This window comes from Undibacterium sp. GrIS 1.8 (genome assembly GCF_040544445.1).
GTDB lineage: Bacteria > Pseudomonadota > Gammaproteobacteria > Burkholderiales > Burkholderiaceae_D > Undibacterium.
This window is the reverse complement of sequence record NZ_JBEONQ010000011.1, coordinates 1-26,349: the sequence shown is the minus strand read 5'-3', so window position 1 is coordinate 26,349 and position 26,349 is coordinate 1. Positions and strand designations below refer to the sequence as shown.

The window sequence follows — 26,349 nt, the reverse complement described above, 5'->3', positions numbered from 1 at the left end:
CTTAAAAATTTTAGTATTGTCATCTTCAAACCTCATTAAACCAATCATCAATATCATCTTCATCAACTTTTTCCCGATGAAATTTTTCGTGTCGATCTAAAACGATCTTGAGCGGTTCAGGCTCCGAAGTAAGAACTGCTCTTGTTTTACCTTCGCTACCTGTGCGCCCAAACAACACTGTACCGTCAGCTCTTTGCTTACGATATAACCGCTGAGCTACAGGCTCTTTTTTATCTTTATCTACAATTTCAAAAACACCCGAGTAAAGTTTTGATCCTGGCAAGTCAGGGAACTTAGGACTGCTACTACCCGGCCCAGCCAATTCCTTAGCACTAGCCCTAAATGCCATCGTCCCCGGCCCGTGCACCATGATGTTGCCACCTTCTAGTTTGATGTACGCACCTTGCGCTGTGAGGAGTACATGCTCGGGGGCGGCAATGGTGATGCTGTTGGTGATGCTGTTGACTTGTATCGCTTTGTCGGCGGTGAGCTTGGTCTCTGCGCTTTGACTTTGGCTGCTGACTTTGCCGCTGGCGGCGTGGAGACGGATGCCCGTTTCTTGATTCGGTTTGTCGGTGTTGGTTTTGCTGATCTTGCCGTAGGTGAAGAGGCTGATGCCGGCTTTGACGGCGTGAATGTGCTGACCCTGGACGGCGAAGTTGATGTCTTGGCTGGCGGTGATGCTGCTGGTGTTGCCGCTGCTTAAAATAACGTTGGCGGGCGTGACTGCGGCGATACCAGCGGGGCTGCTGAGTTGCAGGTGGGGTTCGCTGTAGGCGGTGACTTTGCCTTGGCCGCCGTTGTTTGCGTTACTATCGCTACTGCCCTCCGTCGCTTGAAGAACTTTGAGGGTGTTGGCTTGTTGTTGGATGGCGGGGAGTTTTTCCGGTGCGGGTTCGTCTTGTTGTTTGTCATCCTTGAGCTTGGCGTTGTGCTGCTGCGCGGTCTGGGCGAGGCTTTGTTGCAGGGTGTGGCTGCTATCTAGCTGAGCTTGGGCTTCTTTGCAGTCGAGCTGGCTGCCGCTGGCGTTGGTTCTGGCGTCGGCGCTGATCAGCAGACCTTGCCCTGCTCTGACGGCTACGCTGTGCTGGGTCTTGAGCTCTGCTCCGAAGCCGACTTTGCCTAGCCGTTGGTTGTCGGTCTGGTGACGCAGATGTCCGAGGTTGAGTTCGCTGCTGCCTTCATGAGGATTGGCGTGACTTTGCAGGCTGGTTCTGCTCTCATTGGGGCTGTCGTCGAAGACGAGCTGGTTATAGCTGCCTGTGCCTTGTTGGCTGGCGCTCATGGCTTGGGTTTTAATGCCGGAGAGTGCTGCCGGGTGGGCGTGACCATTACTACCGTCGTCAGTTTGTCCAGGGAACCAGGCGGGGGCGTTGCCGGTGGCGCTGCCTGTGCCTTGGGCTTGTTGGTTGTATTGGGCGTCGGCCTGGCCTTGGCCGTTATAAAGCGTGCCGATCACTAGTGGGCGGTCAATATCGCCTTCAATAAAATCAATCAGGACTTCTTGTCCAATCCGGGGGATGGTGTGACTGCCCCAGTTGGCGCCAGCGACGGGGGCGAGCGTGGCGGCGACTCTGACCCAGGTACCTGAGTGGTCATTGGCGGGGGCGCCGGTGTGTCCGTCGGGATTGGGGTGCTGGAGTCGGCTGTGACTGTTGCTTCCATTACTACCGCCACGCATCCAGTGAAACTGGACTTTGATGCGATGGTCACGGTCGGTATGGATAACCTCGCCTTGGGGGCCTACGACAATGGCGGTTTGCTGGCCTTGTACGGTGGGCTTGGGGTGCAGGCGTTTGCCATGGGCGTCGGTGCCTAGCGGGCGGTACGGTATTTTGCTGCGGATGGCGTCAAACCGGTTGCGGTAGAGAGCACGCTCGCCTTTTTGCTGATCTGCGTTGGTGAGATTATGGAAGAGACTTAGGGTATGGATATGGGTGTCAGTATCAGCATCTACATCGGTGTCGATATCAATATCCTGGTGTGGCAAGCCGAGACTTTGGGCGACATGGGCTTGCAGGTCGGCGCTGAGGTTGTTGTGGGCTTGGTGGACGACTCTGAGGATGACGAAGTTGCGGTCATCGTCGCTTTGGTCCCATTCAGCGGCGCTTTGTCCATTGAGGGTGAAGCGGGTTCCTGGCGATAAGGTGCGCACGGTGCCGGCGCCGATAAATAATTTGTTGTGGGCTTCTAGGGCTTGTAGCTGGTTATTGGCGATACGTTGTCCTTGGTCTCTGCTTTCGTAGCTGTAACTACCAGGGGTGTCTTGGGATACCAGTGGCATGTTGCCATCGCTGCCGTCGTTATTACCATTGGCGCTGTGCGATTGCAGAGGACGGGTGTTGATTTGCCGGTAGTCCCAGCTTTGGAGTTCGATGCCGTTGGTCTGCCAGCGGCGTTGGCTGCGCCAGCGGTCGATGCTGTCACGACGCATCATCGCGCCGGGTTGGGTGTAGTCGATCTGCGCTTGAACGTTGGGCTGGAATGCGCCGTTGTGATCGGCAATCACTAACGTGTGGCTGCCTAAGGTGGGACTGGTGGCGTCACCTTGATGCTCTATCCAGGTGAAGAGACCTTCTTCATGCAGCAGGCGCTGGATAAAAGCGAGATCACTTTCCTGATATTGGGTGGTGAGTGAGCGTTTGGGGTAGATCGTGGTGTCGGCAATCTCTAGCCGCCATTGCGGACTGAGTGTGCCTTGGCCTTGGTAGTCTTGAAAGATGGCGTCGAGTATCTGGAACACCGTCATGTCTTGATAGGTGGTGCTGTCACGTCCCATTGCCAGCATGGCGGTCCACGGTTCTACGATGAGGCGATAACGAGCGAGTCCGCCGTTGCTGCCTACCGTTTCTAAGCTAGTGATATGTCCGTGAAAGGGACGCAACTCAGTGCGACTGTTGGCCGTTAATAACTCTAGCAGGACGGGTTGGCCTAACAGGCTTTTTAATTCGATATGCGCATCGGTGGAAAGTGCAGTGATCTCGAAGCGGAATCCATCATTGAGGCTTTCTACCCCTTTGAAGGATTCTGCTAATAGTTGGGCGTTGGTGTTGCTGGTACCGTTGCTGGTCGTCGTTAAGCGCAGCAGCCGATCCTCTTGGCCCCAACCATTCTGCAGATGGGCGATCAGCGTGTCTAACATGTCGGCAGGTTTCATGATCTGAATCAACTTCAAGAGTAATACGTGCGGTGCACCATAAGCTTGCCGGATACTCTCTTGCAAGCACATGGCGAGACGGTCAATGTCATCTTGAGTATTGCACCTGGCAATACAAATTAGACACGAGATTGAATACCATCTTCAGCACCACACTAGCTTCACCTTACGGCAAAGATCATTGTTTAAAAAATGCGTTTGCTCAGTCTTAGTCATAGCCTTAACCATGCCGAACTCAAACTAAACTCAAGCTGGGGACTAGTTTAAATCGATCAATAAATACACATCATCAACGTCAGATTTTTTTGTCGCAGATACATATAAATTAACTGATTTGAATATACTCCCCATTATTTTCACCAAATATGTCTTATTGACCAAGGAACCTATGGACAACTAAAATATACATACCACCAGTATTTATATCGTTACTGGTAAATAGCTTGCTGTCTTGGTAAAGATTTTAACGGCTATTTCAGTGTCCTTATTTGATCACGTACTTAAACTGCCCTTGCTTGTTGGCGGTGACTTTAATCTTAGCGATGCTCGCTCCCTCGGCCATTTTTGCAAGCACACTTTCTGCGATTTCTGGTAGCAGCGTGCCGTTCAGGATATTGTCTACATTACGCGCACCGGAATCAACTTCCGTGCAACGTGCCAATACGGCATCGACCAAAGCATCGTCATGGGTAAATTCAGCCTTGTGATTAACGCTGATTCGTTTTTGAATATGCTTGAGTTTTAGCTCGATAATTTGTACCAAAATATCGTCTGCAATTGGGTAAAACGGAATCACTTTTAACCGACCCAGGAATGCAGGTTTGAATGCCTTCATCAACTGCGGACGAATCTGTTCTTCTAGCATGAGCGGTGTTGGCAGATCATCGCCTTGTTTGTTGAGGCAGGCTTGCATCATTAGACTGGATGCCACATTAGACGTCAGAATAATGATGGTATTTTTGAAGTCGATCTCACGACCTTCCGCATCGTCCATCACACCTTTATCAAATACCTGGAAGAATAATTCCAACACGTCTGGATGGGCTTTTTCTACCTCATCCAGCAACACAACGCTATAAGGATTGCGTCGTACAGCCTCGGTCAAGACACCGCCCTCGCCATAACCGACATAGCCCGGCGGCGAACCTTTGAGACCAGAAACGCTATGCGCCTCCTGATATTCACTCATGTTGATCGTAACCAGTTTGCGCTCGCCGCCGTACAATGTATCGGCTAAGGCCAGCGCAGTTTCGGTCTTACCGATACCAGATGGGCCAACAAACAGAAACACGCCTTTTGGTTTATTCGGATCATCCAAATTGGCGCGGGAGGTACGCACTCTTTGCGCGACGGCCTCGATAGCATGCGTTTGTCCCAAGACACGCTCTTGCAATAAGGCCTTTAAATTCAACACCGTTTTGATCTCGTCTTTCACCATTTTGCCGAGCGGAATACCGGTCCATGCAGCGACGATCTCTGCGACGATATGACCATCCACCTGCACTGGCACCATCGGTGTCTCGCCCTGCAACTGTTTTAACTGATCTAACAACGCTTGCAGCTCGTCATTTTGCGTATCATTTTGCTTAGTGTTTTTTACTTTTTTTGCAGATTTTGCCGCAGTGGTTTTATCCAATTCGTTATTGGATGTTTTATCTAGCGCTTTGTCTGCATCGTTTATTGAAGCAGAACTCTCATCTGGTTTGCCGGCATCTTCAAGTTTGGAACGTAGTGCTTTGATTTTTTCAGTTAAAACTTTTTCTTGCTCCCAACGGGCACTCAATATCTGTTGCTCCGCGTTGAGTGATGCTGATAAATCACGCAATTCTTGCAGGCGTACAGTATGTTTGCTGCCGGTATTTTGCTCTCTGTCTAGTGAGGCGATTTCAGCATTGATTCTGTCTAATTGCTTATGAATATTCTCCAGTAACACTGGAGTCGCATTTTGACCGAGTGCGACTTTGGCGCAGGCGGTATCCAAAATACTGATCGCCTTATCCGGCAATTGTCGGCCGCTGATATAGCGATGCGATAGCCGAACAGCCTCGGTAATCGCCTCATCGTAGACACGCACGTTAAAATGTTTTTCCATCAAAGGTGCCATACCGCGCAGCATCGCACAAGCCAATTCTTCGGATGGCTCTTCTACTTTGATGACCTGGAAACGTCTTGCTAAAGCGGCGTCTTTTTCAAAATACTTTTTATATTCGCTCCAGGTCGTCGCTGCGATAGTACGTAACTCACCACGTGCCAGAGCCGGCTTTAACAGATTAGCCGCATCATTTTGGCCGGCCTGTCCGCCGGCACCGATCATGGTGTGCGCTTCATCAATAAACAGGATGATGGCGTGAGGACTTTTTTTAACTTCATCAATGACGTTTTTGAGACGGTTTTCGAACTCACCTTTGACACTGGCACCGGCCTGTAACAAGCCCATGTCCAGCGTATGAATTTCAACACCATGCAAAATTTCTGGCACGTCTTTCTGTGCGATTCGTAATGCCAAGCCCTCGACTACGGCGGTTTTACCTACACCCGCTTCACCCGTCAAAATAGGATTGTTCTGGCGACGACGCATCAAAATATCAATCGCCTGACGAATCTCCATATCACGACCGATGACAGGATCAACTTTACCGTCGCGCGCGCGTTGCGTGAGATTAGTCGTAAATTGATCTAAGGCCGGTATCTTGGTCGCCGCCGGTTTGTTGATCATATCGCCAGCTGGATCGCCACCCTCGTCATTAGCAGGATCAGCCGTAGCGGAGGACACAACGTTGCTCTCTTGTGAGCCGGCAGTCAATTTATCCAAATCATGTTTCAAATCGTCTAATTTAAATTTGACGAATAATTTAGAACCGCGATACGCCAATTGCGCCAGATCAGGCTCGGTCAGCAACGCTAACAATAAATGACTGCTACGAATCTGATGCTCTTTACCTGTCTGATTGTCCAAAGAAGCAATCAGCCAGGCATGTTCAAATAATTTTGGCAAATGCGGTGAAAACACAGGTGTGCGGGAATTACCCGTTTTGAAACGATTAATCTCATTACGCAAGTCAGCTTCAAGGCTAGTGACACTGATACCGCAACGGCGGGCAATCACGACAAAATCGCTTTGCGCTTGCTCTAGCAACGCTAAAAACAAGTGTTCAATATCAACCTCATATTGGCCTAGGCCAACGCAAATAGTTGCTGCACGGGTTGCGGCAGTACGAGAAGTTTCGTTCAGTTTGCTAATCAATGTCTTGAGATTGATACTCATCACTGCATTTCCTTGTTTAATTTATTTACATCTACAATTTGTTGGCTGTTGCGCATATCTTTCGAGCTGCTGCATGTCTTTTTATGGCAGCTTTGATCTCAGATTTGATCTGATTTATCAAGCTAATCTATCAAGCGAATCTTTTATACGTTGGTACTTATCTTGGCAGTTACCTCAGTACAGAATTTTGTACTTACTCAGGTTTATGTAGATATCTCATTTAGTTAGTGCCTAAGCTATAAGGCATGAATTGCGTACTGCACATCTTGTCTATCTTCGGCAACCTCGCCAGTAGTCAGAAAACTATCCCAACCTAAACGACCACTGGATCGCTCTGCGGCTAAACTCGTTCCCTCTACATCCTCTTTACGCAAGATCAATTGCACTTCGTATTCAAGGCAAAGGTTGCTAAACATCGTCAACACTTTCTCCAGAGATCTCGCAGCACGAGCACCAGGTAAGAAATTTTCAAACTCTTTCTTTGCGAGCGGCCCTATTACTATTCGCATACGTAAATCACGTTGCCAGACTCTGGCACCAACCATGGCCTCGGACCCCAGCGTGGCATTTGTCGCACCCAACATCGTTTGTTGATGTTGGGGTACCTCATACCAAAAACCGATAAATTGTTCGATCGCCACCCGGACGGCAAAATATTCACTAAGCACCTGCTGCATATAGGCTGCAGAGATTGGGCGCTGCATCAACGCCGCTGCGTAATGCCCCATGGTTTGATCGAGAACACCTTCATCCTCGTCATGATTCCGGTCGTGTAAACTAGGATGATTCAAACCAGCTAGCGACAACAGCAAAGGTAGAAATTTATCCTGCCCACCTAATTCATACTTCAGCTCTAAACGGTATTTACGCCATGCCTGATAGAACAGAGCAACTGCTCGATTAGAAAAAGTATCCAGGAAGGCCTTTGGTCCTTCGTCTTTTTCAAATATCAATTGTTCAGAAATGCGCTCGGTATAATGCGCCGGTAACGTTCCATTCCCACCCAAAAAACCCATAAACGACGGCGTCAATCCTATATGCCCAAGCTCACCACTACGTAATGCAAAAAGTAGTTCGTCATCCGTTTTTTGTATGCTTGTAGGATAAAGCGTTAGCGTATCTATCTCGCTCGCCGGAAAGCTCAGTGACACTCTATTCTTAAAGCGCACATACTCTGCCACGGCATTGTCATGCGACACGCCATTTTGCTTGAGCCAAAGTTCAAAGACTCTGACAGCTTGAAAAAACTGAAACCGATAGGGCTCATCCAATAATTGCTGGATTACACTAGGCTCAAATCTCCGCTTCGTGGCAAGCATCGCAGCAGTTCCTCCCCAGTTTTATTTGACACAATAACCAATTGGGTAAAACTATTGGCGGTGACATACAGTCCTAAAAAACGATCAACGATATGCGCAAATACATGAATACCGCTACCGACAAAACTTTCTTCATCAATCGTCAAACGCACTTCAATACCGCGAACCAAACACGCAAATGGATTGCCAGGCAACCAGGCTTTTGCTGCTTTATGTTCAATTGCAATCACGCCGCCAATCTGACGTTGCGATGTCGCTGATCTGGGCAGATCATAGAGATTGAGCATTTCCTGAAACGCCTCTAAACCACCTTTGGATAAAGATAAATGATTCAGTGATAAATGAGAGATTAGTCGCCAATGCGCGCCCCGCCCTCTTTCAAAGCGATAAGATTCTGTCGGTTTACGCAGAAAACTAATGGAGCGCACCATAGAGCCGCCCTCCAAAAATAGATCACCACCTGGCAACCCGTACGAAAGCGATGCTGGCAAATCGCGATTGCAGCAAGTCAGATCTAGGCTAAGCGTTTGAGTTTCAACCACTGCCGGATCAAAGTCGATGTCAACGATAGAAATTTCAGTCTCGTATCCTGGACTTTTTAACGCCACCATCTCATCGCGATGTGCAACCCAAAAATGCCCGGATTTTTCTGAAGTCTCGCCATGTCGTAAAGAATAAAAGGGACGGAATTCAGTAATAGATTCACCCTGAGGCGTCTGCCGTACCAACTTCACAGAATCAATACTGTGTACTTCATACGCAAATGCGCGGCGCGAGTCAGCAACAACAGGATAATGGGCTGCGGCATGAGTCAAGCGGATCGGATCACCGCGCTGTTTAAACAAATTAACCACCGGAGTACATCCGAGCAGGATATTGTTTGAAGACAAACTCCCCAACATACGCGCCATATTAGAATCTGCACGTAAACCACTTAACGCTAGATGTAGAGTGAACGAGCGTGCCGATGTCGGTAAGAGCTTGTTGATTGCCTCCATATCGATATCAAAAAAATTGAATTTTTCTGGGAAGGTAAAATATTCGGTCAATAATCGATATGCGGGATGCGATCTAGAAGCAAATGGAATCAATGCTTCCTCTTCGTCAAAGCCGACGCCTTTAACTGGTGTTTTATTCAGCGCAAGCCAACGGCCGCTCTGATCTACTTCAACATAAGCGCATAGAGTGCGCATGAACAGACTGTCTCTCAAGCCAGCGCAAAATGAGGATTCTCCATCGATAAATGCCCGCAGAGACTGAATGTTCAGTTGGGCAATCCCTGCTTGCATGGAAGTCGCATCAATCGTAATGCTGATGGTCGATGTCGCTTTCGGCGGCAACATAACGGCTTCCGGTGGAGATGCAATCGCGTTAAATTTCACTTGGGACAAGCGAATTGGCGCGACAGTAACGTCATAGACCGTCTTAAATTTACAGGCGACTCCCTTCACTGGACGAGTCGTCAGCTCAGTCGATCTGGGAATCTGTGTCGCTGTCGTCAGCTGCGCGGCCGCAGCGCTGTAATCCAGGCGGGCAATAGAGCAAGATGGAAAAGGACGTAAGTAATGAGGATATAAAACGTCGAATAACGCTTCCGTAAACTCAGGATAATCATCATCAAGACGTTTTGATATACGCGAATTCAATAATGCAAATGACTGTATCATCCGCTCGATGTGGGGATCTTCACAGACCTCACCTACCATCAGCAAACGTCCGGCAATTTTCGGATAACGCTCAGAAAATTCTCGGGAATAGCGCCTCAAGAATCCTAATTCACGCTCGTAATACGGGAGTAAATCATCCATTAAATACTCCGCGTTGTCCGACGTGTTTTACTGATGGAATAATGCAAGCTCGATGGCTGCAGTACAGCATCAAAACTGACAGGCTCTTGCGCAGGATGCACGACTAAGAGCGCAGAAATAGCAAAATTTAATCGATTGATCGAACCCTGCTGCACCTCTAATGAGGCTTTTACGTTGCGCAGCCGAGGTTCATGCCTGGCAATCGTTTGTTCTAAAGCACGGCAGATATAAGCTCTATCGTCTGTGCTGGCTAAACTTAAACCAGCAAAATCATTTAATCCGTATGTCACTATCGATTTAGTACATTCTGGATAGGACATTAACAACTCTTCAGAAATCACTTTTCTGGTGTTGAGCAGCGCTTCCAAATCACGCGCAACTGTATCTTTCAGGTCTTCCATTGAAAGCCGTGCCACCGTATCACCAGACGAAGTATGTCTGCTATCTGGTATTAATTTATCCAACAAACCTGGGGCAAAACCATGCATCAATATGTATCCAAAAAAATACCGCGGCCAACCTCAGCCGCGGATTTTACTCAAAAAACTTAGATTGTCTTGTTAGCAGACAAATCCCAACCACCGGAAGTATTACCGCCTGAACCACCGTTGACTTTTTGTTGCGTGTATTTCCATTTCACTTTGGAATATTTGAAACGAACTTCTTCGCTCAAAATTGCGCCAGGAGCGATCTCAGGAGATACGCCACCGATCAATACATTTTCCAATTCGATTTCGAAATATTTGATACGCTGACCTTGTGCATCTGCGCGCATGAATTCAAATTTTGCCTTTGGAATTGTTTTTCCAGAAGAGCTATTTTGAAGCAGCAATGGAGTAGAAAGATCCGCAAGTTTAGAAATTACGATGTCTTTATGCTCGCAACGCTCAGCTGTGTGGCCGCCACCTGTTGAAGAAGTAGCAGTTTTTGGCTGGAGAACTTCCCATTGAACGCCTGTGCATTCAATCCAGTCTTTGTGGTCAGTATCAGTGGATTCACCTTTGATACCATCAATTTGCAAATAGACGTCGATAGCCATTATTTGTCATCCTAATTAAGTAAAAATTAAAAAAAATTACGACTTGGTCGATTGAGGCAACTCCGCGACCAAACGGAGCGATACAGATAATTCATCCAATTGGAAATGCGGACGTAAAAAACTTACCGCTCGGTAAACACCCGGACGGCCCGGCACTTCCGACACTTGGACTGATGCTTCCCGTAAAGGGAACTGGGCTTTCTGCTCCTGACTGGCGTTGTCATCCAACAATACATATTGTGTAAGCCAGCGATTCAGGAAATCCTCTACATTGGATGCGGCAGCAAAACTGCCGATCTTGTCGCGCATCATCGCTTTCATGTAATGTGCGATACGTGATACGGCAAAAATGTATTGAAGTTGTGCGGACAAAACAGCGTTCGCATTAGCAGAATCTGTGTTGTACTTCTTGGCTTTTTGAGTCGACTGCGCACCAAAAAATGCCGCGTAGTCTGTATCTTTGCAATGCACCAAGGAGATAAAACCAAGATCACTTAATTCTTTTTCACGACGATCTGTGATGGCAATCTCAGCCGGACATTTCAGTGCGACTTCACCTTCATCCGTTTTGAAAGTATGAGTAGGCAAATCTTCAACTAAGCCACCACCTTCAACACCACGAATGGCTGCACACCAGCCAAAATCGTCAAATGCTTTAGTCAACTTGGTGCCGAATGCGTAGGCAGCGTTGCACCATAGATATTTGGCATGATCGGTACCATCAACGTCTTCCACATAATTGAAGCCTTCAACGGTTGCGCCATCTCTTGGATTAAATGGCAAACGCCCGAGGAAACGTGGCAAAGTCAAACCAACATAACGGGAATCTTCAGACTCACGGAAAGATTTCCATTTGGCGTATTCAACGGTATCAAATACCTTGGATAAATCACGTGGCTTTCCGAGGTCGCTGTAGGTTTCTAATCCAAATAATTCTGGAGAAGCTGCAGAAATGAAAGGTGCGTGGGCAGCAGCAGCGACATGAGACATTTGCTCAATCAGGTACATGTCCTCTGGCTGACGAGTGACTTCAAAATCGCCAATCAAAGCACCAAACGGGGCGCCACCAAAAGTACCGAATTCCTCTTCGTACACTTTTTTGAACATTGCACTTTGATCAAACTCTAAGGCGCTCTGAAAATCTTTGACTAATTCTTTCTTAGTCACGTTCATCATCTTAATTTTCAGATTTTGGCTAGTAGACGTGTTCTTTACCAAATAATTTAATCCGGTCCAGCTACCTTCCAGCTTTTGAAATTCTGGCGCGTGCATCACTGCACTTAACTGCTTGGAAATCAGTTGATCTAGTTCTGCAACGCGTGCGTCAATTGTTGCCGCAAGATTCTCAGAAACGACGACCGTGCCTTGCAAAACCTGACTAACCAATTCAGAAATAATATCTTTTGCACGAGCATGTTCCACTAATGATTTTGCAACTTTACTCTGTTCGACGATTTCATCCAACAAACCAAGTTCAGTTGTACCTGCAGAGGCTGTAGGTGATAATTGTTGTGCTGACATATCAAGATCCTTGCTTAGTGGACTGCTGACTTAAAGCGGCGAGTTTTTCTGTACTGCTAAGCACGTCATTCAAGATATCTTCCAGCTTTTCATTTCCCGCTAATTTATTACGAAGGTCAGCCAACTTTGTACGAGCTTCTAACAATTTCTTCAAAGGCTCTACTTGCTGCACGATTGATTCAGGACGAAAATCCTCCATCGACTGAAACTTAAGATCAACAGCAAATTCACCACCATCTTCAGTCAACTCGTTCGCGACACGATAAACAGCTCTTGGCTGCAAACCTTTCATTACCTCATCAAAATTATCGCGGTCAATCGCGACAAACTTTCTATCTTTTAATCGCTGCTGTGGCAACTCTGATTTGCCACCGAAGTCACCAGCAACACCCATCACAAACGGCAACTCTTTTTGCTCAATAGCGTCACCAATTTCGACGTCATAAGTCATTTGCACGCGCGGTGGACGCACTTTTTGCAACCGTTTTTGTACACTTTCTTGCTTTGCCATTACAGTTCCCCTATGAGACTAAAAAATGACCCGAAAAATTTCGGACTGATTTCGAATTTTCTTACGACTCTTTTATTTCAAGGAACCGAAAGGATTACTGTCTGATTTTTGAGCCTCGACAGTAGCTGGCTTACTTGCAGCACCCTTTGCAGCACTTGGACTTGATGTTGCAGTAGCTGGCTTACTGGTCGAACTAACAACTGGCTTCGCTCTGGCAGGCACCAATACTGTTTCGCCCAAACTCTCTCTCAATAGCTTGGCAAGATCTTGAGCTTCCGTGCGAACTGAGCCAGTCAAATTGCTACGTTGGCTTAGATCAGCCAATGCTTTTGTTGATAGACGGAGTCCGCTTACTGCGATGATGCTATTTGCGACATTGTCGTTAGCATCACGTTGCAATACTTCCAAAGCATTAGTAATAGCATTGCCATAATTTGCGCGATCAAAGTTCATTTGCGCCATTTGCAACCAAGGTGCCTTGTCGGCGGGATAAGTACCAGCAGCAGTTTTTAATAAGCCAACGGCTTTTTCGGGCTGACCAGCATCTGATGCTGCGGATGCCTGAGTCATCATAGTTTCAAGACTAGGCGGCGCTACTTCAACAACTTTTTTTGGAGCTTCTGCGCAAGCTGCTAGAAGCGACAGCAAAGAGATACAGGATAAAATTTTTAATTTCTGAACCAACATATTTCACTCTCTTAGACGAATCAATTAAACCTTAAACCCAATTAAAATGATGTAAATTAATTAAGTATTGATAGAATTTTATAGCTTCTTTATTTTTTTAGCAATAGCAATTTGAAAATAGTTTTAAATAATTAATTATTCTTTACGCAATCTTTCACCGTTTACGGAATACTATCGGAACTAAATTTCTATATATTCCTATAAGCTTAATTATTAATAATATGGAATTACATATACACAATATCTTAAATGCAAATATATAAATATTTTTTAATAATTTAGTTATCAAAAAAAGATGGCGGCATAGCATTGCTTATTTTATAATGCAAATACAGCAATCAAATTACTCATCTGTGATGGGATTTAATTTGTAAAGCAATACATACTCACTTGCCAAATATTATTAATTGCACAAAACGAAAATCAATGATTAAAATTTTTTATGCCTATCGAATAATTGGGTTGGCAATCATGTTGGCCATTTCTGGCTGCGCTGCAGTTAGCACTGCTACAAACAGCGCCCTAGAAGTTGTCGGCGTAAAAAAGCCAGAGATTCCTGAGCTTCCAGATGCGCAAAAATTACCCAGAACAATCCAAATTAATCTTCATGCATCAGAAAATTTAAATGTCGACGCCAATGGCCGCCCGCTTGCGCTGATTGCACGGGTATACAAACTTCGACAAAGCGCAAATTTTCAACAAACCAGCTATGACACTTTTTTAAATCCACAAAAAGAGAAAGATGTACTTGGCTCTGATTTGATGGAAGTAAAAGAAATCACTCTGGTTCCAGGTCAGCGCTATCACGCTGAGGAAAAAGTAAGCCAAGAGGCTTACTTTATTGGTGTAGTTGCATTATTCAGATCGCCGGCAAATCAGCGTTGGCGAGCAACGTTTCCAGCTGCGGATGTAGAGAAGACTGGCATTACTATCGGTATGCATGCATGCGCACTCACTGTTGGCGTAGGGTCAGCCATTAAATTAGTTGGGGATGACATCGCCAGTCTATCCTCGGTACATTGCCAATAAATTGGCAATGAAATAGTTATCCAGTTAAAAGAGAAAACCGACGTGAATATCAATTCCAAAGTTTTATGGGGAGAAGGTCTTTTTCTCCGCCCTCAACATTTCCAGCAACAAGACCAATATCATGAGCGTCGTTTACATGAGATGGCACAAGCTCTACAACCGTATTCGTGGGGTGTAATCAATATCCAATGTGATAAAGATGCGCTCACAAATAATACTTTGCGGCTACTTGATTTATCTTTGATCTTTCAAGATGGAGAAATGGTCAAAGCGCCAGCGGTTGACGACCTCCCTGATGCTATTGATCTAAGTGACATACCTTTGTCACAACAAACGATTACTTACTATATAGCGTTGCCTGCAATGAAGAGCTTCGGTGGCAATTTTGCACCTGTTGCAACTGCTAACAACTCCACTCGTTATGTTCAAACGAATATTGATACGCCAGATTTGTTCACCCAAGCGGTTAATGCAGAATTAACTTATCTTAAGAAGACAGTACGTTTAGTATCTGAGCTTGAACCACGTGATTCGTATGTCAACTTCCCGGTCATACGCTTGCGCCGTGCCTCGACAGGTGGGTTTGAATTAGACACCAGTTTTGTAGCCCCAAGCTTGTCCATTCGCAGCGCACCTATGTTATTTATTCAGCTCCGTAAATTAATGGATGCATTACAAGCGAAAGTAAACGCTTTGTACGGACATCATCGCGAGCCGAGTAAAAATGTTATTGAATTCCGTTCTGGGGATATTTCTTCCTTCTGGTTATTGCATACAGCGAGTGCGGCTTTTGCATCACTCAGTCATTATCTGCATCACCCTAGCCTGCATCCAGAACGTTTGTATGAGCAATTATTAGGGTTGGCTGGATCTTTGCTCACTTACTCAAAAAGCAGCTCATTAACGGATTTACCTCCTTACGTACATCAAGATCCTGGACCATGTTTTGCCAAATTGCACTCAATCATAAAAGAGTTGTTGGATACGGTCATTTCATCTAAATATTTTTCTATTAATCTCACTGAGATTAAGCCCTCGTATCACCACGGCGCGCTTGATTCTGGGAAAATTACGAATGAAACCAGTCTGTATGTCGCAGTTTCCGCTGATTTGGCAGCAATAGAGCTAGTCGATATCGTCCCGTTACGATTTAAAATCGGCGCACCTGACGATGTAGAAAAATTTGTCTTGTCAGCAATGCCGGGTGTCAAACTTGTTCACTCTCCGCAAGTACCGTCTGCAGTTCCCGTGCGACCCGACACGTTTTACTTTTTGATAGAAAATAAAGGCCCTTTGTACGAACGTATGTTGCAAGCACAATCTATTTCTATTTATGTGCCATCAGGCATACGTGATCTTAAACTTGAACTTTTGGCAGTAACATCATGATGAATTCAACATCTTCCTCAGCGCCCTCTTTATTAGGAAATAATCAGGCACAATTTACTACGACTGATAACTCGTTCACACCACATTCTTTACTCGATTTAATGTATGACGGCTTTTATGCCTTGTTCATGTTAAAAAATCGCTGCGCACCTCAAGACGAAGCCAAATTCTCGGATAACGTCAGTCGGTTTCTTGATGACTTTGATCGCAAAGCAAAGAAGATGAATACCTCCGCCGATGACATCCATGCCGCCAAATATGCATTTTGTGCAGCGGTAGATGAGATTATTTTGCGATCACAATTTGGTATCCGGGATGCATGGGAACGTCGCCCTCTTCAACTAGCGATTTTCGGCGATCAACTTGCCGGTGAAAACTTCTTTAATCGCTTAGAGGAACTGCGAACACGTGGATCTGCCCATATCCAGGCACTAGAAGTTTTTCACATGTGTCTGCTGCTGGGATTTGAGGGCAAATATATTATTGAGGGATCAGAAAAACTCAACTACCTGACTGCTCGCCTAGGAGATGAAATCGCTCTGATGAAAGGGAAAAGTGCCGGGTTTGCACCGCATTGGGCGCGCCCCGATCAAATTATCAACAAGCTTCGTAATGAAGTTCCGTTATGGATTATCTGTTCAGTATTTGCGCTGATAGCAATCTCTGGTTATACCGGACTCAACTGGATGCTACACAAATCAACGGAAAACAGCATCAACGCTTATAACGATGTAGTGAAGCTTGCACCGAAGGCTGCCAATATCACGATCACTCTGCCTTAACTTAATAAACCCAATAAAATAACAAATAGCTCTGCACGAATTTAGGTTATGGATATAATTTTAAACCGAAAAATAACCTTATTTTTCATATAGCTTTTTTGATTATCAATGTAATTCTCTTAAAAATACTCCTGCATTGCTAGGAGTTTTTTTTGTTGAGAGGAGAACTTTCACTAAATGATGCGTCCACTATTTCTTCGTAGCTAAGCTCCATTATTTATTTAGCCGACTTAGGCTTCATCTCAAATATCACATCAATCGTTGCCTGTAATTTGAGTGGTGGTATAGTCAGTAAATCTTCCCCTGCGGTTTGCAGACGCGTATCGCTGTCTTGTGAGTAAGCGTTCTCGCTGACGACGCCAAAAGATGAGCCTAAATTTTTGATGCGGCTTTCCGAAATCGCCATGACCGCACCTAGGCGTTTACCTGCAATATTCACCAAACTACTAGCCTTGCGTTGAGCATCTTTGATCGCCTCACCGGCTAAATCCAGTTCAATTTTTCCACGTTCGCTAATGTCAAACGCCGTACCAAACTTATCCAGATTTTTTAACTTTAATATCGGCAACATGATGGCTTGCCAATGACTCAGGTCGCGTACTTTGATATATATATTACTGCTCAATTCGACCAGCGAAGTAGATGGGCTTTGGCTACCGTCAGTCTTGCTAACACTTCTTTTTAAATCACGGATGACGATATCGTTCTCTGCAATATTTTGTTGTGCCAACAGGGTTTTTATATCTGTTATGCGGGCTGCAGCATTATTAAAAGCCACATCTGGATCAGTATCAATAACGTTAATCTCAAACAAGATTTCGCCAAAGTCTGGCTGCACTTTGGCATAAGCAAAACCGCTTGTGTGGATGAACGGATACTCTGGCAACTGCGAAGCATCGCTATTGTTAGTGCAAGCTAAAATAATAAAAAAAGACAATATGAGTTTGAGCACTTTAAGTCCGATATCAAGTATTGAATACCAAGTATTACGTCAGCAACAACCAAGTAGCAAAGTTGTAACCATTTAACGAAAAGCTCATCGTACATAATGCCAATCTATGCCCTACTTTTTAAAGCAAGCACTACGCCGATGAACTTCTCTAGCTAATTAATTAGCACATCGAATTTAATCGAGTCTCCAAACATACTGAACCTTGACCCATGCTAATCGTGACTTGCCATCAACTTTCCCCGGAGTTGCTTTCATGGTGCAGGCTAATAATTTTTTTGATACCGCCTCATCCAAAGCAGGAAAACCACTTGATTTATCTAGGTTTGTTTGTTTGATGGTGCCATCACGATCAATCAATACGGACATATATACGCTACCTTCCTCACCCTTTGCCAGGGAGTCACTTGGATATTCTGGATGACACTTGTTAAAGTCAATGATTGGATCAGTTATTTTGTGTGTTGACGCGCTGCTAGCTTGTTTTCCGGCATTTGATTTAACAACACCACTAGTATTTGGATCAGCTTGCGGATTAGCGTGCGAAGCTGAATGTGCATACACACTTAAACAAACTGCAGATAAAGTAACTACTGACATTGCTGCTTTCCAGTTAATCGGCTGTACTTCCGGGCGCAATAATCGTTTGATACGAGACATAAGATGTCCTCCATGAGCCGCTTGGGCCAGTTGAGGGGTTGAGAATTGGAAGAGATCCAATTCTTGAAGTGCAAGAGCCAGACGCCGCGGTTCGGCTAGTATTCTTGCGGCTAGATCATCCGCAATTTGTTCACGTTCTATACGGATTTGTTTTGATATCCACCACACGGCCGGGTGGTAGAACAACAGCATTTCAATCAAACTTTGAATCAGATTGACGGCATAATCAAAGCGGCTGATGTGTGCAAGCTCGTGCGCTAACAAAGCTTCTAGCAACGGTGCTGGCATACCTGTCATTAGCGAGGCTGGCACAAGAATCAATGGTCGCCAACAGCCAACTGTGATCGGACTTTTTAAATCATCCACCACGCGCAAACCAATATCACGACGCACGCCAAACTGGTTTGCCAATGTAGTAAGTCTAGTTTGCCAATGTGCATTTGCCTGATTGCATAGCAAGTTGCGTTTTGTATCCGTATATCTGCTGATCCAAAATAAACCCATACCCATGCGAAAGCTTAAAATAATCACACTGACTAGCCAGCACAGAACGATCCAAAGTAAATTAGATTGCAAATAGCTGGCAAATCTCTGGGTAGACAAAGTATCTGGCATGAGATCGAGATAGGCATTGCTCAGACTGACATTTTGAACTGCCGCTCCAGAGGAATGAAGCCGATCAATCACCATAGCCGTTGGCAAAATGACGCATAAGATCAAAGCAAAACAGCTGATGGAGTATCTGATTTGTGGTCTGGCATTTCTAAAAATCATCAATAAAAAAGCAGTAGTAGAAGCAATGATGCCCCCTTGCCAGACGAAGTGAATCAGCGCACAGCCAATGGCGCTAACACAAGTGTGGATGGTGGCAAAACCAGAGCTAACATTGGTACCAAACTCCGAATCAGAAAAATACAATGCCGGATACAGTAGCGATTTGATGAAATCCATCATTTCTCATCTCCATGCAAAAACTTTTGTATCTCTTCCCTCTCCTCTTTGCTGACATGACCACGCAAAGCCGCCATTACTAAATCTTTTGCAGAACCTGAAAACGCTTTATGGATTAACTCTTTCAATAAATTGGTTTGCAGAGAATCTTGTGCCTGGGCAGCGGCGTAGACGTGGGAGCGTTGGCTCTCATCGCGGTTGAGCAAACCTTTGGTATGCATGATCTGCATGAGACGCAAAACGGTCGCATACGCCATGTCTGGCCGGTCTTGTACGGCGATCTGATGTACCTGCTTTGCCGTGGCTGGACCTAGCTGCCAGATCAACCGCAGCAAATCCAGTTCGGCCGTGGTTGGCCTAGGAACGCTTGCCGATTTTTTCTTGCTTGATTTACCGGTAATGATAGACATGAAATTTCCATTGATTTTTTATCGATGGAAGTAGAATATATTTTCTAGAACGACTTGTCTAGAACTATTTTTCTACATTTGTCTTTTTTAATTTTGTACTTATTTTGATTTATGAATCTTGCTCCAGTATCGATTTTAGTTTTAATTCCACCCCCTCAGTTACAGCCTCAAGTTTAGACCCCAACCAAGCTTCAATTTATACCCAAAAAAGATTGCTCATTCAAATCGGTGCGTAAAATCACAAACCTCTGCATAATAGGGTCAAAGTTTTTTAGCTTGCTAACCTTTCTGATGGAGCACACTGATGATAGATGTCTACTCTTGGCCTACCCCTAACGGTCACAAAATTCATATCATGTTGGAAGAATGTGGTTTGGCATACCGGGCAATTCCTGTTGATATTGGTGCCGGAGACCAATTTAAGCCTGAATTTTTGGCGATTTCTCCGAATAACAAAATTCCCGCGATTGTGGATGCGGATGGACCTGACGGACAGCCGATTTCTCTATTTGAATCGGGTGCAATTTTGTTATATCTGGCTGGAAAAACCGGTAAATTACTTGGTAAAACTGACCGCGAAAAATACCAGACCTTGCAATGGCTGATGTTTCAGATGGGTGGATTTGGCCCTATGCTAGGACAGGCGCATCATTTCCGTATTTATGCACCGACCAAGATTGCGTACGCGGTGGATCGTTATACTAACGAAGCTAAACGTTTATATGGTGTACTGGAAAAACAATTGAGCCAAACGGCTTATCTTGCTGGTGATGAATATACTATTGCTGACATTGCGACTTACCCATGGGCACGTTCTGCAGCGAACCAAGGGATAGACTGGGCTGATTTTCCCAACACAAAACGCTGGTTTGATGCAATCGATGCCCGCCCTGCGGTGCAACGTGGCGTAAAAGTATTAGCCGATTTACGCAAACCACTTTTGGACGATAAAGCCAAAGAAGCCTTATTTGGTAAAACACAATATAACAAGAAAATTTAAAAACCTGATGCGCCGACCACCACAAAAAAAACGTAGTAAATTATCTGTAGAAAGCCAACGCCTGATTAATCTGGCCTTGGCTGTCGCTCAGTCTGCCAGCCGTATTGAAGACTATACCTGGCAAGCTCAGCTGGATGATCTGGTCACAAAAAATCTCAAGAACCATCATCCGATACTCGATGCGGCGGCTGAAAATTTATTCCAGCATCATCCAGAAGCCTACGAAGTCTTTATCGAAACTTTAGAAGCACTGAGTACTTCGCATCCGTTTGAGTATGAAGGCAAAATGTACGAAGCCTTGCTGATCACAGCACCGGTGTTGGCATGGACGCGTTTTGAAATGGCACACGGTGCAGTCCCTTCAGAGCAGGCTGCGTTGTTAGCAAAAAATTTGCAGACCCATTTATTGACTGATCAAGCACAACTGCATCTGGTACCGACTTTGTACTCACTAGATCAGTTACCACGTAATCATAGCGAAACATCCGATTTGCTAGAGCGTTTGGTGATGGCACAATTAAAGGGTTTGCCACCGCAACACCCGACAGATTTGCTCTCGGTTATCCCGTTTTTAGCCGATATACGATTCTTGTTGGCCGCCGTGATTGTGCCGCAAGGACAGCCTTTATTCCAATGGCAAGCGATAGAATCACCGTTTGATTGCGTGCAAGCCAAAGCGACCGCGCTGGACCAATGGCAACAGCAGGTATCACCAATCATGACGCGCCTGCTACCGGGTTGTAATATTGATTTGCTGATGCCAGAGGCGTTTTATACCGCTTGCCGTGAGGCTGATATCAAAATCCGTCCTGCGCTGATACGCTCTGCCGTATTCTATTTAACGCAAACTTTAGAGATAGAGGCCAGCGAACTAAAAGTGGTTGTGGCGGGTTTTAGTGAAGAAGATAGCCCGGCGCAAGTAGACGAATATCGCATCAGCTTTATCCTCAAAAAAGAACCCGAGGTTGTCTATGGTGCTGTCTGGCCGATGTATCAACCGGATGATCAGGTCAATGCAATCGATAATCCAACAGGCGAATTATGCATAGGCGAAATCCCAGAGATTTTGATTGAATGTGGGATTACCGATATCCATAAAATCGAGGATATTTTTGCGATGGAATTTTGCGACGATTGTCACGCACCTCTGTTTGCAGATGCCGAAGCAGAACTGGTGCATGCAGAGATGCCGGACGATGCTCCACCGCAAGGGTCTGAGCATTTTCATTGAGAATCTAAATTGTTAGTTAAGAATAGTTGGTGAAAGTAGTTAAAAAAGCGAAACAGGTGTTTCGCTTTTTTATTACCGTTTTCATTACCATATCAACATAATTTCAAGCTAATTTGAAGCTAATTTGAAGAATAATGTGACCCGAAAAAAACCGATTATTTGCTTTCCACCTTATTTTGATTCCGTTGTACAATTAGTTTTGAACGGTCGTGCTTTTTTCTGTTTTTCTGCATGCCATTGACCGGGCACGCCAATCTAACTGTACCAAATTGCACCAGATTACGATAACAAGAGGAGACAACATGGATTTGAATTACACGGCGGAAGACCTGTCTTTCCGTGACGAAGTAAGAACCTATTTAGAGGCAAATCTGCCTGCTGATCTAAAACAAAAAGTGCTCAACCACAAGCGTATGTCACGTGAAGACTTTGTGCGTTGGCACAAAATCCTTGCCAAGCAGGGTTGGGTTGGTACTGGTTGGCCAAAAGAATTTGGCGGCACAGGCTGGACTGCAACACAACGTCATATTTTTGAAGAAGAATGCGCCCGCGCTGGCACACCAGCGATCTTGCCATTCGGCGTCAATATGGTCGCTCCGGTGATTATGGCCTTTGGTAATCAGGCACAAAAAGACTATTACCTGCCGCGTATTTTGAATTGTGATGACTGGTGGTGTCAGGGTTACTCCGAGCCAGGATCAGGCTCCGATTTAGCCTCACTCAAAACTCGTGCCGAGCGTGACGGTGATTTCTACATCGTCAACGGCCAAAAAACCTGGACTACCTTGGCGCAACATGCCGATATGATTTTTTGTCTGGTGCGTACTGACTCCGGTGGTCGCAAGCAAGAAGGTATTTCTTTCCTGCTGATCGACATGAAAACACCAGGCATTACCGTGCGCCCTATCATCATGCTGGATGAAGATCATGAAGTGAATGAAGTCTTCTTCGATAACGTAAAAGTGCCAGTGCAAAATCTGATCGGTGAAGAAAATAAAGGCTGGACTTACGCCAAATATTTACTCGGCCACGAACGCACCAATATCGCGGCGGTAGGACGTGCGAAACGTGAATTAGAGTTCCTCAAGCGCGTAGCTGCCGAACATCAAAAAAATGGTAAGCCGTTAATTGACGATCCTGTGTACGCAAGCAAAGTCGCTAGTTTAGAAATCGAATTGATGGCCTTAGAAATCACCGTTCTACGTGTGATCTCTCAAGACAGTGGCCGTCCGGGACCAGAAGCCTCATTGCTCAAAATCAAAGGTACAGAAATCCAGCAACGTCTGACTGAATTGATGATCGAAGCAGTCGGTCCTTACAGCTTGCCGTTTGACCCTGCGTTTATGCATGGTGAGACAGAAAACAGCATCATGGGTGACGACGATGCTGCCCCGCTCGCCTCGTATTACTTCAACTTCCGTAAGACATCGATCTACGGCGGCTCTAACGAGATACAAAAAAATATCATCACCCAAATGATCTTGGGTCTGTGAGGAGAACACTATGGATTTCAGCTTAACGCAAGAACAGCAACAGTTTGCCGACGCCATCAAACGCTGGGTCGCCAAAGATTACAACTTTGAACAACGCAAACACATCATCCAATCCGAGGCTGGTGTATCAGATACTGCTTGGGCCGCATTGGCAGAATTGGGCGCAATGGCATTGCCTGTTCCAGAAGCACAAGGCGGCTTTGACGGTAGCGCGATTGATATGCTGATCGTGATGCAAGAGCTTGGTCGTGGCATCGTGATTGAGCCGTATTTTGCGACCGTATTAGGCGCAGAATTTTTAAAACAAGCTGGCTCACATGCAGAAATTCTGGAGCAAGTTGCTGGTGGCGAAGTCAAACTAGCTGCAGCTCTGGCAGAGAAGCAATCACGCCATGATCTGTTCGATATTGTTACCACTGCCACCAAAAATGCAGATGGCTTTGTCTTAAATGGCGTAAAAACGATCGTCTTGCATGGAGCGCAAGCCGATCACCTGATTGTCTCTGCCCGCAGTAGCGGTAATCAACGCGACACAACGGGCATCAGTATGTTTATCGTTGATGCCAAAGCGACAGGCGTTAGCCGTCGAGATTACCGCACCATCGATGGGTATCGCGCGGCTGATATCCATTTTGACCAAGTCCAGGTGCCCGCCAGTGCTCTGTTAGGTGCAGAAGCAGCAGGCTGGGAATTATTAGATGCAGCATCTGATTACGGCGTCACGTTACTTTGCGCAGAAGCGGTTGGCGTGATTGAGGCAATCACCAATGCCACTTTGGAATACTTAAAAACACGCCAGCAGTTTGGTGTGCCTATCGGTAAATTCCAAGTGCTGCAACATCGCATGGCAGAGATGTTTATGGAAATGGAACAGGCACGGTCAATGGCGACCTTGGCCGCGGTCAAAGTATCATCCAGCGATGTAGAAGAGCGCCGTCGCACGGTGTCTGCCGCCAAAGCACGCGTCGGTCAGGCTGCGCGATTCGTGGGTCAAAGCGCGGTGCAATTACACGGTGGCATGGGCGTGACCAACGAATTGCCAGCAGCGCATATGTTTAAGCGCTTAACCATGATAGAGCTGTCATTAGGCGATACAGATCACCATATGGCGCGCTTTGTGGCACAACCTGGTTTTAAACAAGCGGCGTAATAACTCTGCTTGGCGTTAACATTATTGACGATTTTGCTCAGAACAAGACTTTGGGTAAGATCGTCAATCTGTCTGTTCTTTATCGATTGGCAGCATGATTTGCAGTATCACCCTGATCACCTTGAGTGGAGACGCACATGGCCGCAAAAACCTATAAATGGTACTTCGAAGATTTCATCCCCGGTAACGTAATCCAATTAGGTCAACGCACCTTGACTGAAGAAGAGATTATTCACTTCGCGCAACAGTTTGATCCTCAACCTTTTCATGTCGATAAAGACGCCGCTGGCGACTCCATTTTTGGCGGTGTGATTGCGAGTGGATGGCACACTTGCGGCATCATCATGCGCTTGGTGGTCGATGGATTTTTAAACGATTCCACCAGCATGGGCTCCCCCGGTCTGGATGAAATACGTTGGATATTGCCGGTAAGACCAGGCGACACATTGACAGTAACTGCCGAGACTTTAGAAAGTCGTCCATCAACCTCCAAGCTAGATCGCGGCGTGGTCGTCACCATGTGGCGCGCAACGAATCAGCATGGTCAACTAGTCTGCACAGTCAAAGGCATGGGAATGTTTGGACGGCGTCCGGTAGCGCAATAGTTCAGTAGCGCTTCCGAGAAACCATATCCACACAATTGAATTAGCTAAAACAATAAAACTGAAAAAACCGACAGGAGACAACATGCGCGAAATCCACAATTTAGCTGAACTGAAATCACTGGTAGGACAAGAAGTCGCTACATCAGACTGGGTTGAAGTCACTCAGCAAAGAATCAATACCTTTGCCGAAGCGACTGGTGATCTGCAATGGATACATATCGACGTCGAACGCAGCAAGCGTGAATCGCCATTTGGTGGCCCGATCGCGCATGGCTTTTTGACTTTATCGTTGCTGCCGATGCTGATGCAAAATGCGATCACCATGACCGACGTCAAAATGGGAGTCAATTACGGGCTAAACAAAGTACGCTTCGTTTCGCCTGTGCCAGCCGGTAGCAAAGTCCGCGCAAAAATGCGTTTGCTCAGCGTAGAAGACATCAAAGATGGGGCGCAAATGACTTGGGAAGTCACCATAGAACGTGAAGGCAGCGACCGGCCTGCCTGCGTTGCAGAGTCAATTTCTCGCCGTTATTAATGCAGATTATTGTGCATTCGCGTAATAAATAACGTGATTAAAGAATATTCCCAATAAATATACTTCCACTAGGTATATTCTAGTTGTCTAGATAAAATCTGGCTTGCAGATGAATTTTACCAATTTTTAAGGGGAGTATATTAATTTGTGGCATTTTTTAGAATTCAAACGCCATAAAAATTGATCTGCGAGCAGCTTGTCGGACTTTTGGCCGGTCACTCGCTCAAACATAGGAGCAGGCACGCCAGGGCGCCATTGTTACCACTGACAGAATGGATGTTTCAGCAAATTCGCGTTGGCATAACGATGATCGTGGCTGACTTCCTCACCTAACCAAGCTGGACGAGAAAACGCTTGCGACTCAGATTCCAACTCAACTTCTGCCACAATCAGCCCAGCGTTGTCGCCCAAAAATTCATCGACTTCCCACGTCAAACCTTGGTACAAAATCCGGTAACGGTATTTTTCAATTAAAGGCTGTGCGCACAAGCCCGATAGTAACTCTCTCGCCTCTTGAACAGGGATCGGGTATTCCCACTCACCGCGAGAAATCCCCTCAGTCTTTCCCTTAATAGTGAGCATTGCCTGCTCACCCTTTACCCTGACCCGCACGATACGACCAGAGTCTGAACAGATATACCCCTGGCATAGATGAACGCCCTGCCCTTGCTGCTTCCAGTCAGTATTCGTTACCAGAAACTTACGTTCAATTTCTATGCCCATACTATTCAGACCTTGATTGTTTCGTTTAGTTTTAAACTTAGAGCTTCTTGCAAAATACCCAAACCAGTAAAGTCGAGCATGGGTGTGGCCACTGTTGCGATTGGTTTTCTTGTTTGAAGCGGCACATGTGACATG

Annotated in this window: 22 protein-coding genes; 9 read left to right on the top strand and 13 right to left on the bottom strand. The window is 45.8% G+C overall.

The window, feature by feature from the left end:
* Nucleotides 1-25 precede the first annotated feature (25 nt).
* The 9 genes from AAKU64_RS07055 to AAKU64_RS07015 all read right to left on the bottom strand — a co-directional run bounded on the left by AAKU64_RS07055 (nucleotide 26) and on the right by AAKU64_RS07015 (nucleotide 13,307).
* Nucleotides 26-3,229, bottom strand: coding sequence for a type VI secretion system Vgr family protein (locus tag AAKU64_RS07055; protein ID WP_354361915.1), 3,204 nt, complete (start codon nucleotides 3,227-3,229; stop codon nucleotides 26-28).
* A 412-nt stretch (nucleotides 3,230-3,641) separates the two neighbouring features.
* On the bottom strand, nucleotides 3,642-6,422 hold the full coding sequence (gene tssH / locus AAKU64_RS07050; protein WP_354330813.1) for a type VI secretion system ATPase TssH: 2,781 nt from the start codon (nucleotides 6,420-6,422) through the stop codon (nucleotides 3,642-3,644).
* Nucleotides 6,423-6,658: 236 nt separating this feature from the next.
* Nucleotides 6,659-7,741 (bottom strand): type VI secretion system baseplate subunit TssG, encoded by a 1,083-nt coding sequence (gene tssG / locus AAKU64_RS07045; RefSeq protein ID WP_354361914.1) that lies wholly within the window; start codon nucleotides 7,739-7,741, stop codon nucleotides 6,659-6,661.
* Nucleotides 7,705-9,549 carry a type VI secretion system baseplate subunit TssF gene (tssF, locus tag AAKU64_RS07040; protein ID WP_354330817.1) on the bottom strand — a complete coding sequence of 615 codons (1,845 nt, stop codon included), beginning with the start codon at nucleotides 9,547-9,549 and terminating at the stop codon, nucleotides 7,705-7,707. The genes tssG and tssF overlap by 37 nt, the downstream gene beginning before the upstream one ends.
* Nucleotides 9,549-10,037 (bottom strand): type VI secretion system baseplate subunit TssE, encoded by a 489-nt coding sequence (gene tssE / locus AAKU64_RS07035; protein ID WP_354330819.1) that lies wholly within the window; start codon nucleotides 10,035-10,037, stop codon nucleotides 9,549-9,551. The genes tssF and tssE overlap by 1 nt, the downstream gene beginning before the upstream one ends.
* A gap of 59 nt (nucleotides 10,038-10,096) precedes the next feature.
* Nucleotides 10,097-10,588: an Hcp family type VI secretion system effector gene (locus AAKU64_RS07030; protein WP_354330821.1), complete on the bottom strand. Its 492-nt coding sequence runs from the start codon at nucleotides 10,586-10,588 to the stop codon at nucleotides 10,097-10,099.
* 36 nt (nucleotides 10,589-10,624) lie between these two features.
* Nucleotides 10,625-12,109 (bottom strand): type VI secretion system contractile sheath large subunit, encoded by a 1,485-nt coding sequence (gene tssC, locus AAKU64_RS07025; protein WP_354330823.1) that lies wholly within the window; start codon nucleotides 12,107-12,109, stop codon nucleotides 10,625-10,627.
* A 1-nt stretch (nucleotide 12,110) separates the two neighbouring features.
* On the bottom strand, nucleotides 12,111-12,620 hold the full coding sequence (gene tssB, locus AAKU64_RS07020) for a type VI secretion system contractile sheath small subunit (protein WP_354330825.1): 510 nt from the start codon (nucleotides 12,618-12,620) through the stop codon (nucleotides 12,111-12,113).
* A 72-nt stretch (nucleotides 12,621-12,692) separates the two neighbouring features.
* Nucleotides 12,693-13,307, bottom strand: a complete 615-nt coding sequence (locus tag AAKU64_RS07015) for a tetratricopeptide repeat protein (protein ID WP_354330827.1) — start codon at nucleotides 13,305-13,307, stop codon at nucleotides 12,693-12,695.
* A gap of 426 nt (nucleotides 13,308-13,733) precedes the next feature.
* On the opposite strand from AAKU64_RS07015, the gene tssJ reads away from it, so the two are divergent.
* Genes tssJ through icmH form a run of 3 tightly spaced genes read left to right on the top strand, consistent with a single transcriptional unit; the run spans nucleotide 13,734 to nucleotide 16,507 of the window.
* Nucleotides 13,734-14,336: a type VI secretion system lipoprotein TssJ gene (gene tssJ, locus AAKU64_RS07010; protein ID WP_354330828.1), complete on the top strand. Its 603-nt coding sequence runs from the start codon at nucleotides 13,734-13,736 to the stop codon at nucleotides 14,334-14,336.
* Between the two features lie 42 nt (nucleotides 14,337-14,378).
* Nucleotides 14,379-15,725, top strand: coding sequence for a type VI secretion system baseplate subunit TssK (gene tssK / locus AAKU64_RS07005; protein WP_354330830.1), 1,347 nt, complete (start codon nucleotides 14,379-14,381; stop codon nucleotides 15,723-15,725).
* The gene (gene icmH, locus AAKU64_RS07000; RefSeq protein WP_354330972.1) at nucleotides 15,725-16,507 is read left to right on the top strand and encodes a type IVB secretion system protein IcmH/DotU; all 783 of its coding nucleotides are present in this window, start codon (nucleotides 15,725-15,727) and stop codon (nucleotides 16,505-16,507) included. Before tssK ends, icmH begins: the two co-directional genes overlap by 1 nt.
* A 217-nt stretch (nucleotides 16,508-16,724) precedes the next feature.
* On the opposite strand, the gene AAKU64_RS06995 is transcribed toward icmH, so the two are convergent.
* The 3 genes from AAKU64_RS06995 to AAKU64_RS06985 all read right to left on the bottom strand — a co-directional run bounded on the left by AAKU64_RS06995 (nucleotide 16,725) and on the right by AAKU64_RS06985 (nucleotide 19,477).
* Entirely contained in the window at nucleotides 16,725-17,459 is a 735-nt protein-coding gene (locus tag AAKU64_RS06995) for an SIMPL domain-containing protein (RefSeq protein ID WP_354330832.1), read from the bottom strand.
* A gap of 174 nt (nucleotides 17,460-17,633) precedes the next feature.
* Nucleotides 17,634-19,070: a TonB family protein gene (locus tag AAKU64_RS06990; RefSeq protein WP_354330834.1), complete on the bottom strand. Its 1,437-nt coding sequence runs from the start codon at nucleotides 19,068-19,070 to the stop codon at nucleotides 17,634-17,636.
* Nucleotides 19,067-19,477 carry a BlaI/MecI/CopY family transcriptional regulator gene (locus tag AAKU64_RS06985; RefSeq protein ID WP_354330836.1) on the bottom strand — a complete coding sequence of 137 codons (411 nt, stop codon included), beginning with the start codon at nucleotides 19,475-19,477 and terminating at the stop codon, nucleotides 19,067-19,069. Before AAKU64_RS06985 ends, AAKU64_RS06990 begins: the two co-directional genes overlap by 4 nt.
* Nucleotides 19,478-19,781: 304 nt before the next feature.
* Between AAKU64_RS06985 and AAKU64_RS06980 the strand changes: the two genes are divergently transcribed.
* From AAKU64_RS06980 to AAKU64_RS06955, 6 genes are all read left to right on the top strand, one after another.
* Nucleotides 19,782-20,477: a glutathione binding-like protein gene (locus AAKU64_RS06980; protein WP_354330838.1), complete on the top strand. Its 696-nt coding sequence runs from the start codon at nucleotides 19,782-19,784 to the stop codon at nucleotides 20,475-20,477.
* Between the two features lie 7 nt (nucleotides 20,478-20,484).
* Entirely contained in the window at nucleotides 20,485-21,708 is a 1,224-nt protein-coding gene (locus tag AAKU64_RS06975; protein WP_354330840.1) for a DUF2863 family protein, read from the top strand.
* Nucleotides 21,709-22,010: 302 nt separating this feature from the next.
* The gene (locus AAKU64_RS06970; RefSeq protein ID WP_354361913.1) at nucleotides 22,011-23,201 is read left to right on the top strand and encodes an acyl-CoA dehydrogenase family protein; all 1,191 of its coding nucleotides are present in this window, start codon (nucleotides 22,011-22,013) and stop codon (nucleotides 23,199-23,201) included.
* Between the two features lie 10 nt (nucleotides 23,202-23,211).
* A complete protein-coding gene (locus AAKU64_RS06965; RefSeq protein ID WP_354361912.1) occupies nucleotides 23,212-24,351 on the top strand; it encodes an acyl-CoA dehydrogenase family protein in 1,140 nt (379 codons plus the stop codon).
* Nucleotides 24,352-24,488: 137 nt separating this feature from the next.
* A complete protein-coding gene (locus tag AAKU64_RS06960) occupies nucleotides 24,489-24,956 on the top strand; it encodes a MaoC family dehydratase (RefSeq protein WP_354330846.1) in 468 nt (155 codons plus the stop codon).
* An 82-nt stretch (nucleotides 24,957-25,038) separates the two neighbouring features.
* A complete protein-coding gene (locus AAKU64_RS06955; protein WP_354330848.1) occupies nucleotides 25,039-25,491 on the top strand; it encodes a MaoC family dehydratase in 453 nt (150 codons plus the stop codon).
* A gap of 258 nt (nucleotides 25,492-25,749) precedes the next feature.
* Here the strand turns inward: AAKU64_RS06955 and AAKU64_RS06950 are convergent, their stop codons facing one another.
* On the bottom strand, nucleotides 25,750-26,214 hold the full coding sequence (locus AAKU64_RS06950; protein WP_354361911.1) for a CYTH domain-containing protein: 465 nt from the start codon (nucleotides 26,212-26,214) through the stop codon (nucleotides 25,750-25,752).
* Between the last annotated feature and the right edge of the window lie 135 nt (nucleotides 26,215-26,349).

What these genes read in the sequence shown, in the direction of transcription:
- AAKU64_RS07055 (WP_354361915.1), bottom strand. Translation starts at nt 3,229, where the DNA reads ATGTGCTTGCAAGAGAGTATCCGGCAAGCTTATGGTGCACCGCACGTA.
- tssH (WP_354330813.1), bottom strand. Translation starts at nt 6,422, where the DNA reads ATGAGTATCAATCTCAAGACATTGATTAGCAAACTGAACGAAACTTCT.
- tssG (WP_354361914.1), bottom strand. Translation starts at nt 7,741, where the DNA reads ATGCTTGCCACGAAGCGGAGATTTGAGCCTAGTGTAATCCAGCAATTA.
- tssF (WP_354330817.1), bottom strand. Translation starts at nt 9,549, where the DNA reads ATGGATGATTTACTCCCGTATTACGAGCGTGAATTAGGATTCTTGAGG.
- tssE (WP_354330819.1), bottom strand. Translation starts at nt 10,037, where the DNA reads ATGCATGGTTTTGCCCCAGGTTTGTTGGATAAATTAATACCAGATAGC.
- AAKU64_RS07030 (WP_354330821.1), bottom strand. Translation starts at nt 10,588, where the DNA reads ATGGCTATCGACGTCTATTTGCAAATTGATGGTATCAAAGGTGAATCC.
- tssC (WP_354330823.1), bottom strand. Translation starts at nt 12,109, where the DNA reads ATGTCAGCACAACAATTATCACCTACAGCCTCTGCAGGTACAACTGAA.
- tssB (WP_354330825.1), bottom strand. Translation starts at nt 12,620, where the DNA reads ATGGCAAAGCAAGAAAGTGTACAAAAACGGTTGCAAAAAGTGCGTCCA.
- AAKU64_RS07015 (WP_354330827.1), bottom strand. Translation starts at nt 13,307, where the DNA reads ATGTTGGTTCAGAAATTAAAAATTTTATCCTGTATCTCTTTGCTGTCG.
- tssJ (WP_354330828.1), top strand. Translation starts at nt 13,734, where the DNA reads ATGATTAAAATTTTTTATGCCTATCGAATAATTGGGTTGGCAATCATG.
- icmH (WP_354330972.1), top strand. Translation starts at nt 15,725, where the DNA reads ATGAATTCAACATCTTCCTCAGCGCCCTCTTTATTAGGAAATAATCAG.
- AAKU64_RS06990 (WP_354330834.1), bottom strand. Translation starts at nt 19,070, where the DNA reads ATGATGGATTTCATCAAATCGCTACTGTATCCGGCATTGTATTTTTCT.
- AAKU64_RS06985 (WP_354330836.1), bottom strand. Translation starts at nt 19,477, where the DNA reads ATGTCTATCATTACCGGTAAATCAAGCAAGAAAAAATCGGCAAGCGTT.
- AAKU64_RS06980 (WP_354330838.1), top strand. Translation starts at nt 19,782, where the DNA reads ATGATAGATGTCTACTCTTGGCCTACCCCTAACGGTCACAAAATTCAT.
- AAKU64_RS06975 (WP_354330840.1), top strand. Translation starts at nt 20,485, where the DNA reads ATGCGCCGACCACCACAAAAAAAACGTAGTAAATTATCTGTAGAAAGC.
- AAKU64_RS06970 (WP_354361913.1), top strand. Translation starts at nt 22,011, where the DNA reads ATGGATTTGAATTACACGGCGGAAGACCTGTCTTTCCGTGACGAAGTA.
- AAKU64_RS06965 (WP_354361912.1), top strand. Translation starts at nt 23,212, where the DNA reads ATGGATTTCAGCTTAACGCAAGAACAGCAACAGTTTGCCGACGCCATC.
- AAKU64_RS06960 (WP_354330846.1), top strand. Translation starts at nt 24,489, where the DNA reads ATGGCCGCAAAAACCTATAAATGGTACTTCGAAGATTTCATCCCCGGT.
- AAKU64_RS06955 (WP_354330848.1), top strand. Translation starts at nt 25,039, where the DNA reads ATGCGCGAAATCCACAATTTAGCTGAACTGAAATCACTGGTAGGACAA.
- AAKU64_RS06950 (WP_354361911.1), bottom strand. Translation starts at nt 26,214, where the DNA reads ATGGGCATAGAAATTGAACGTAAGTTTCTGGTAACGAATACTGACTGG.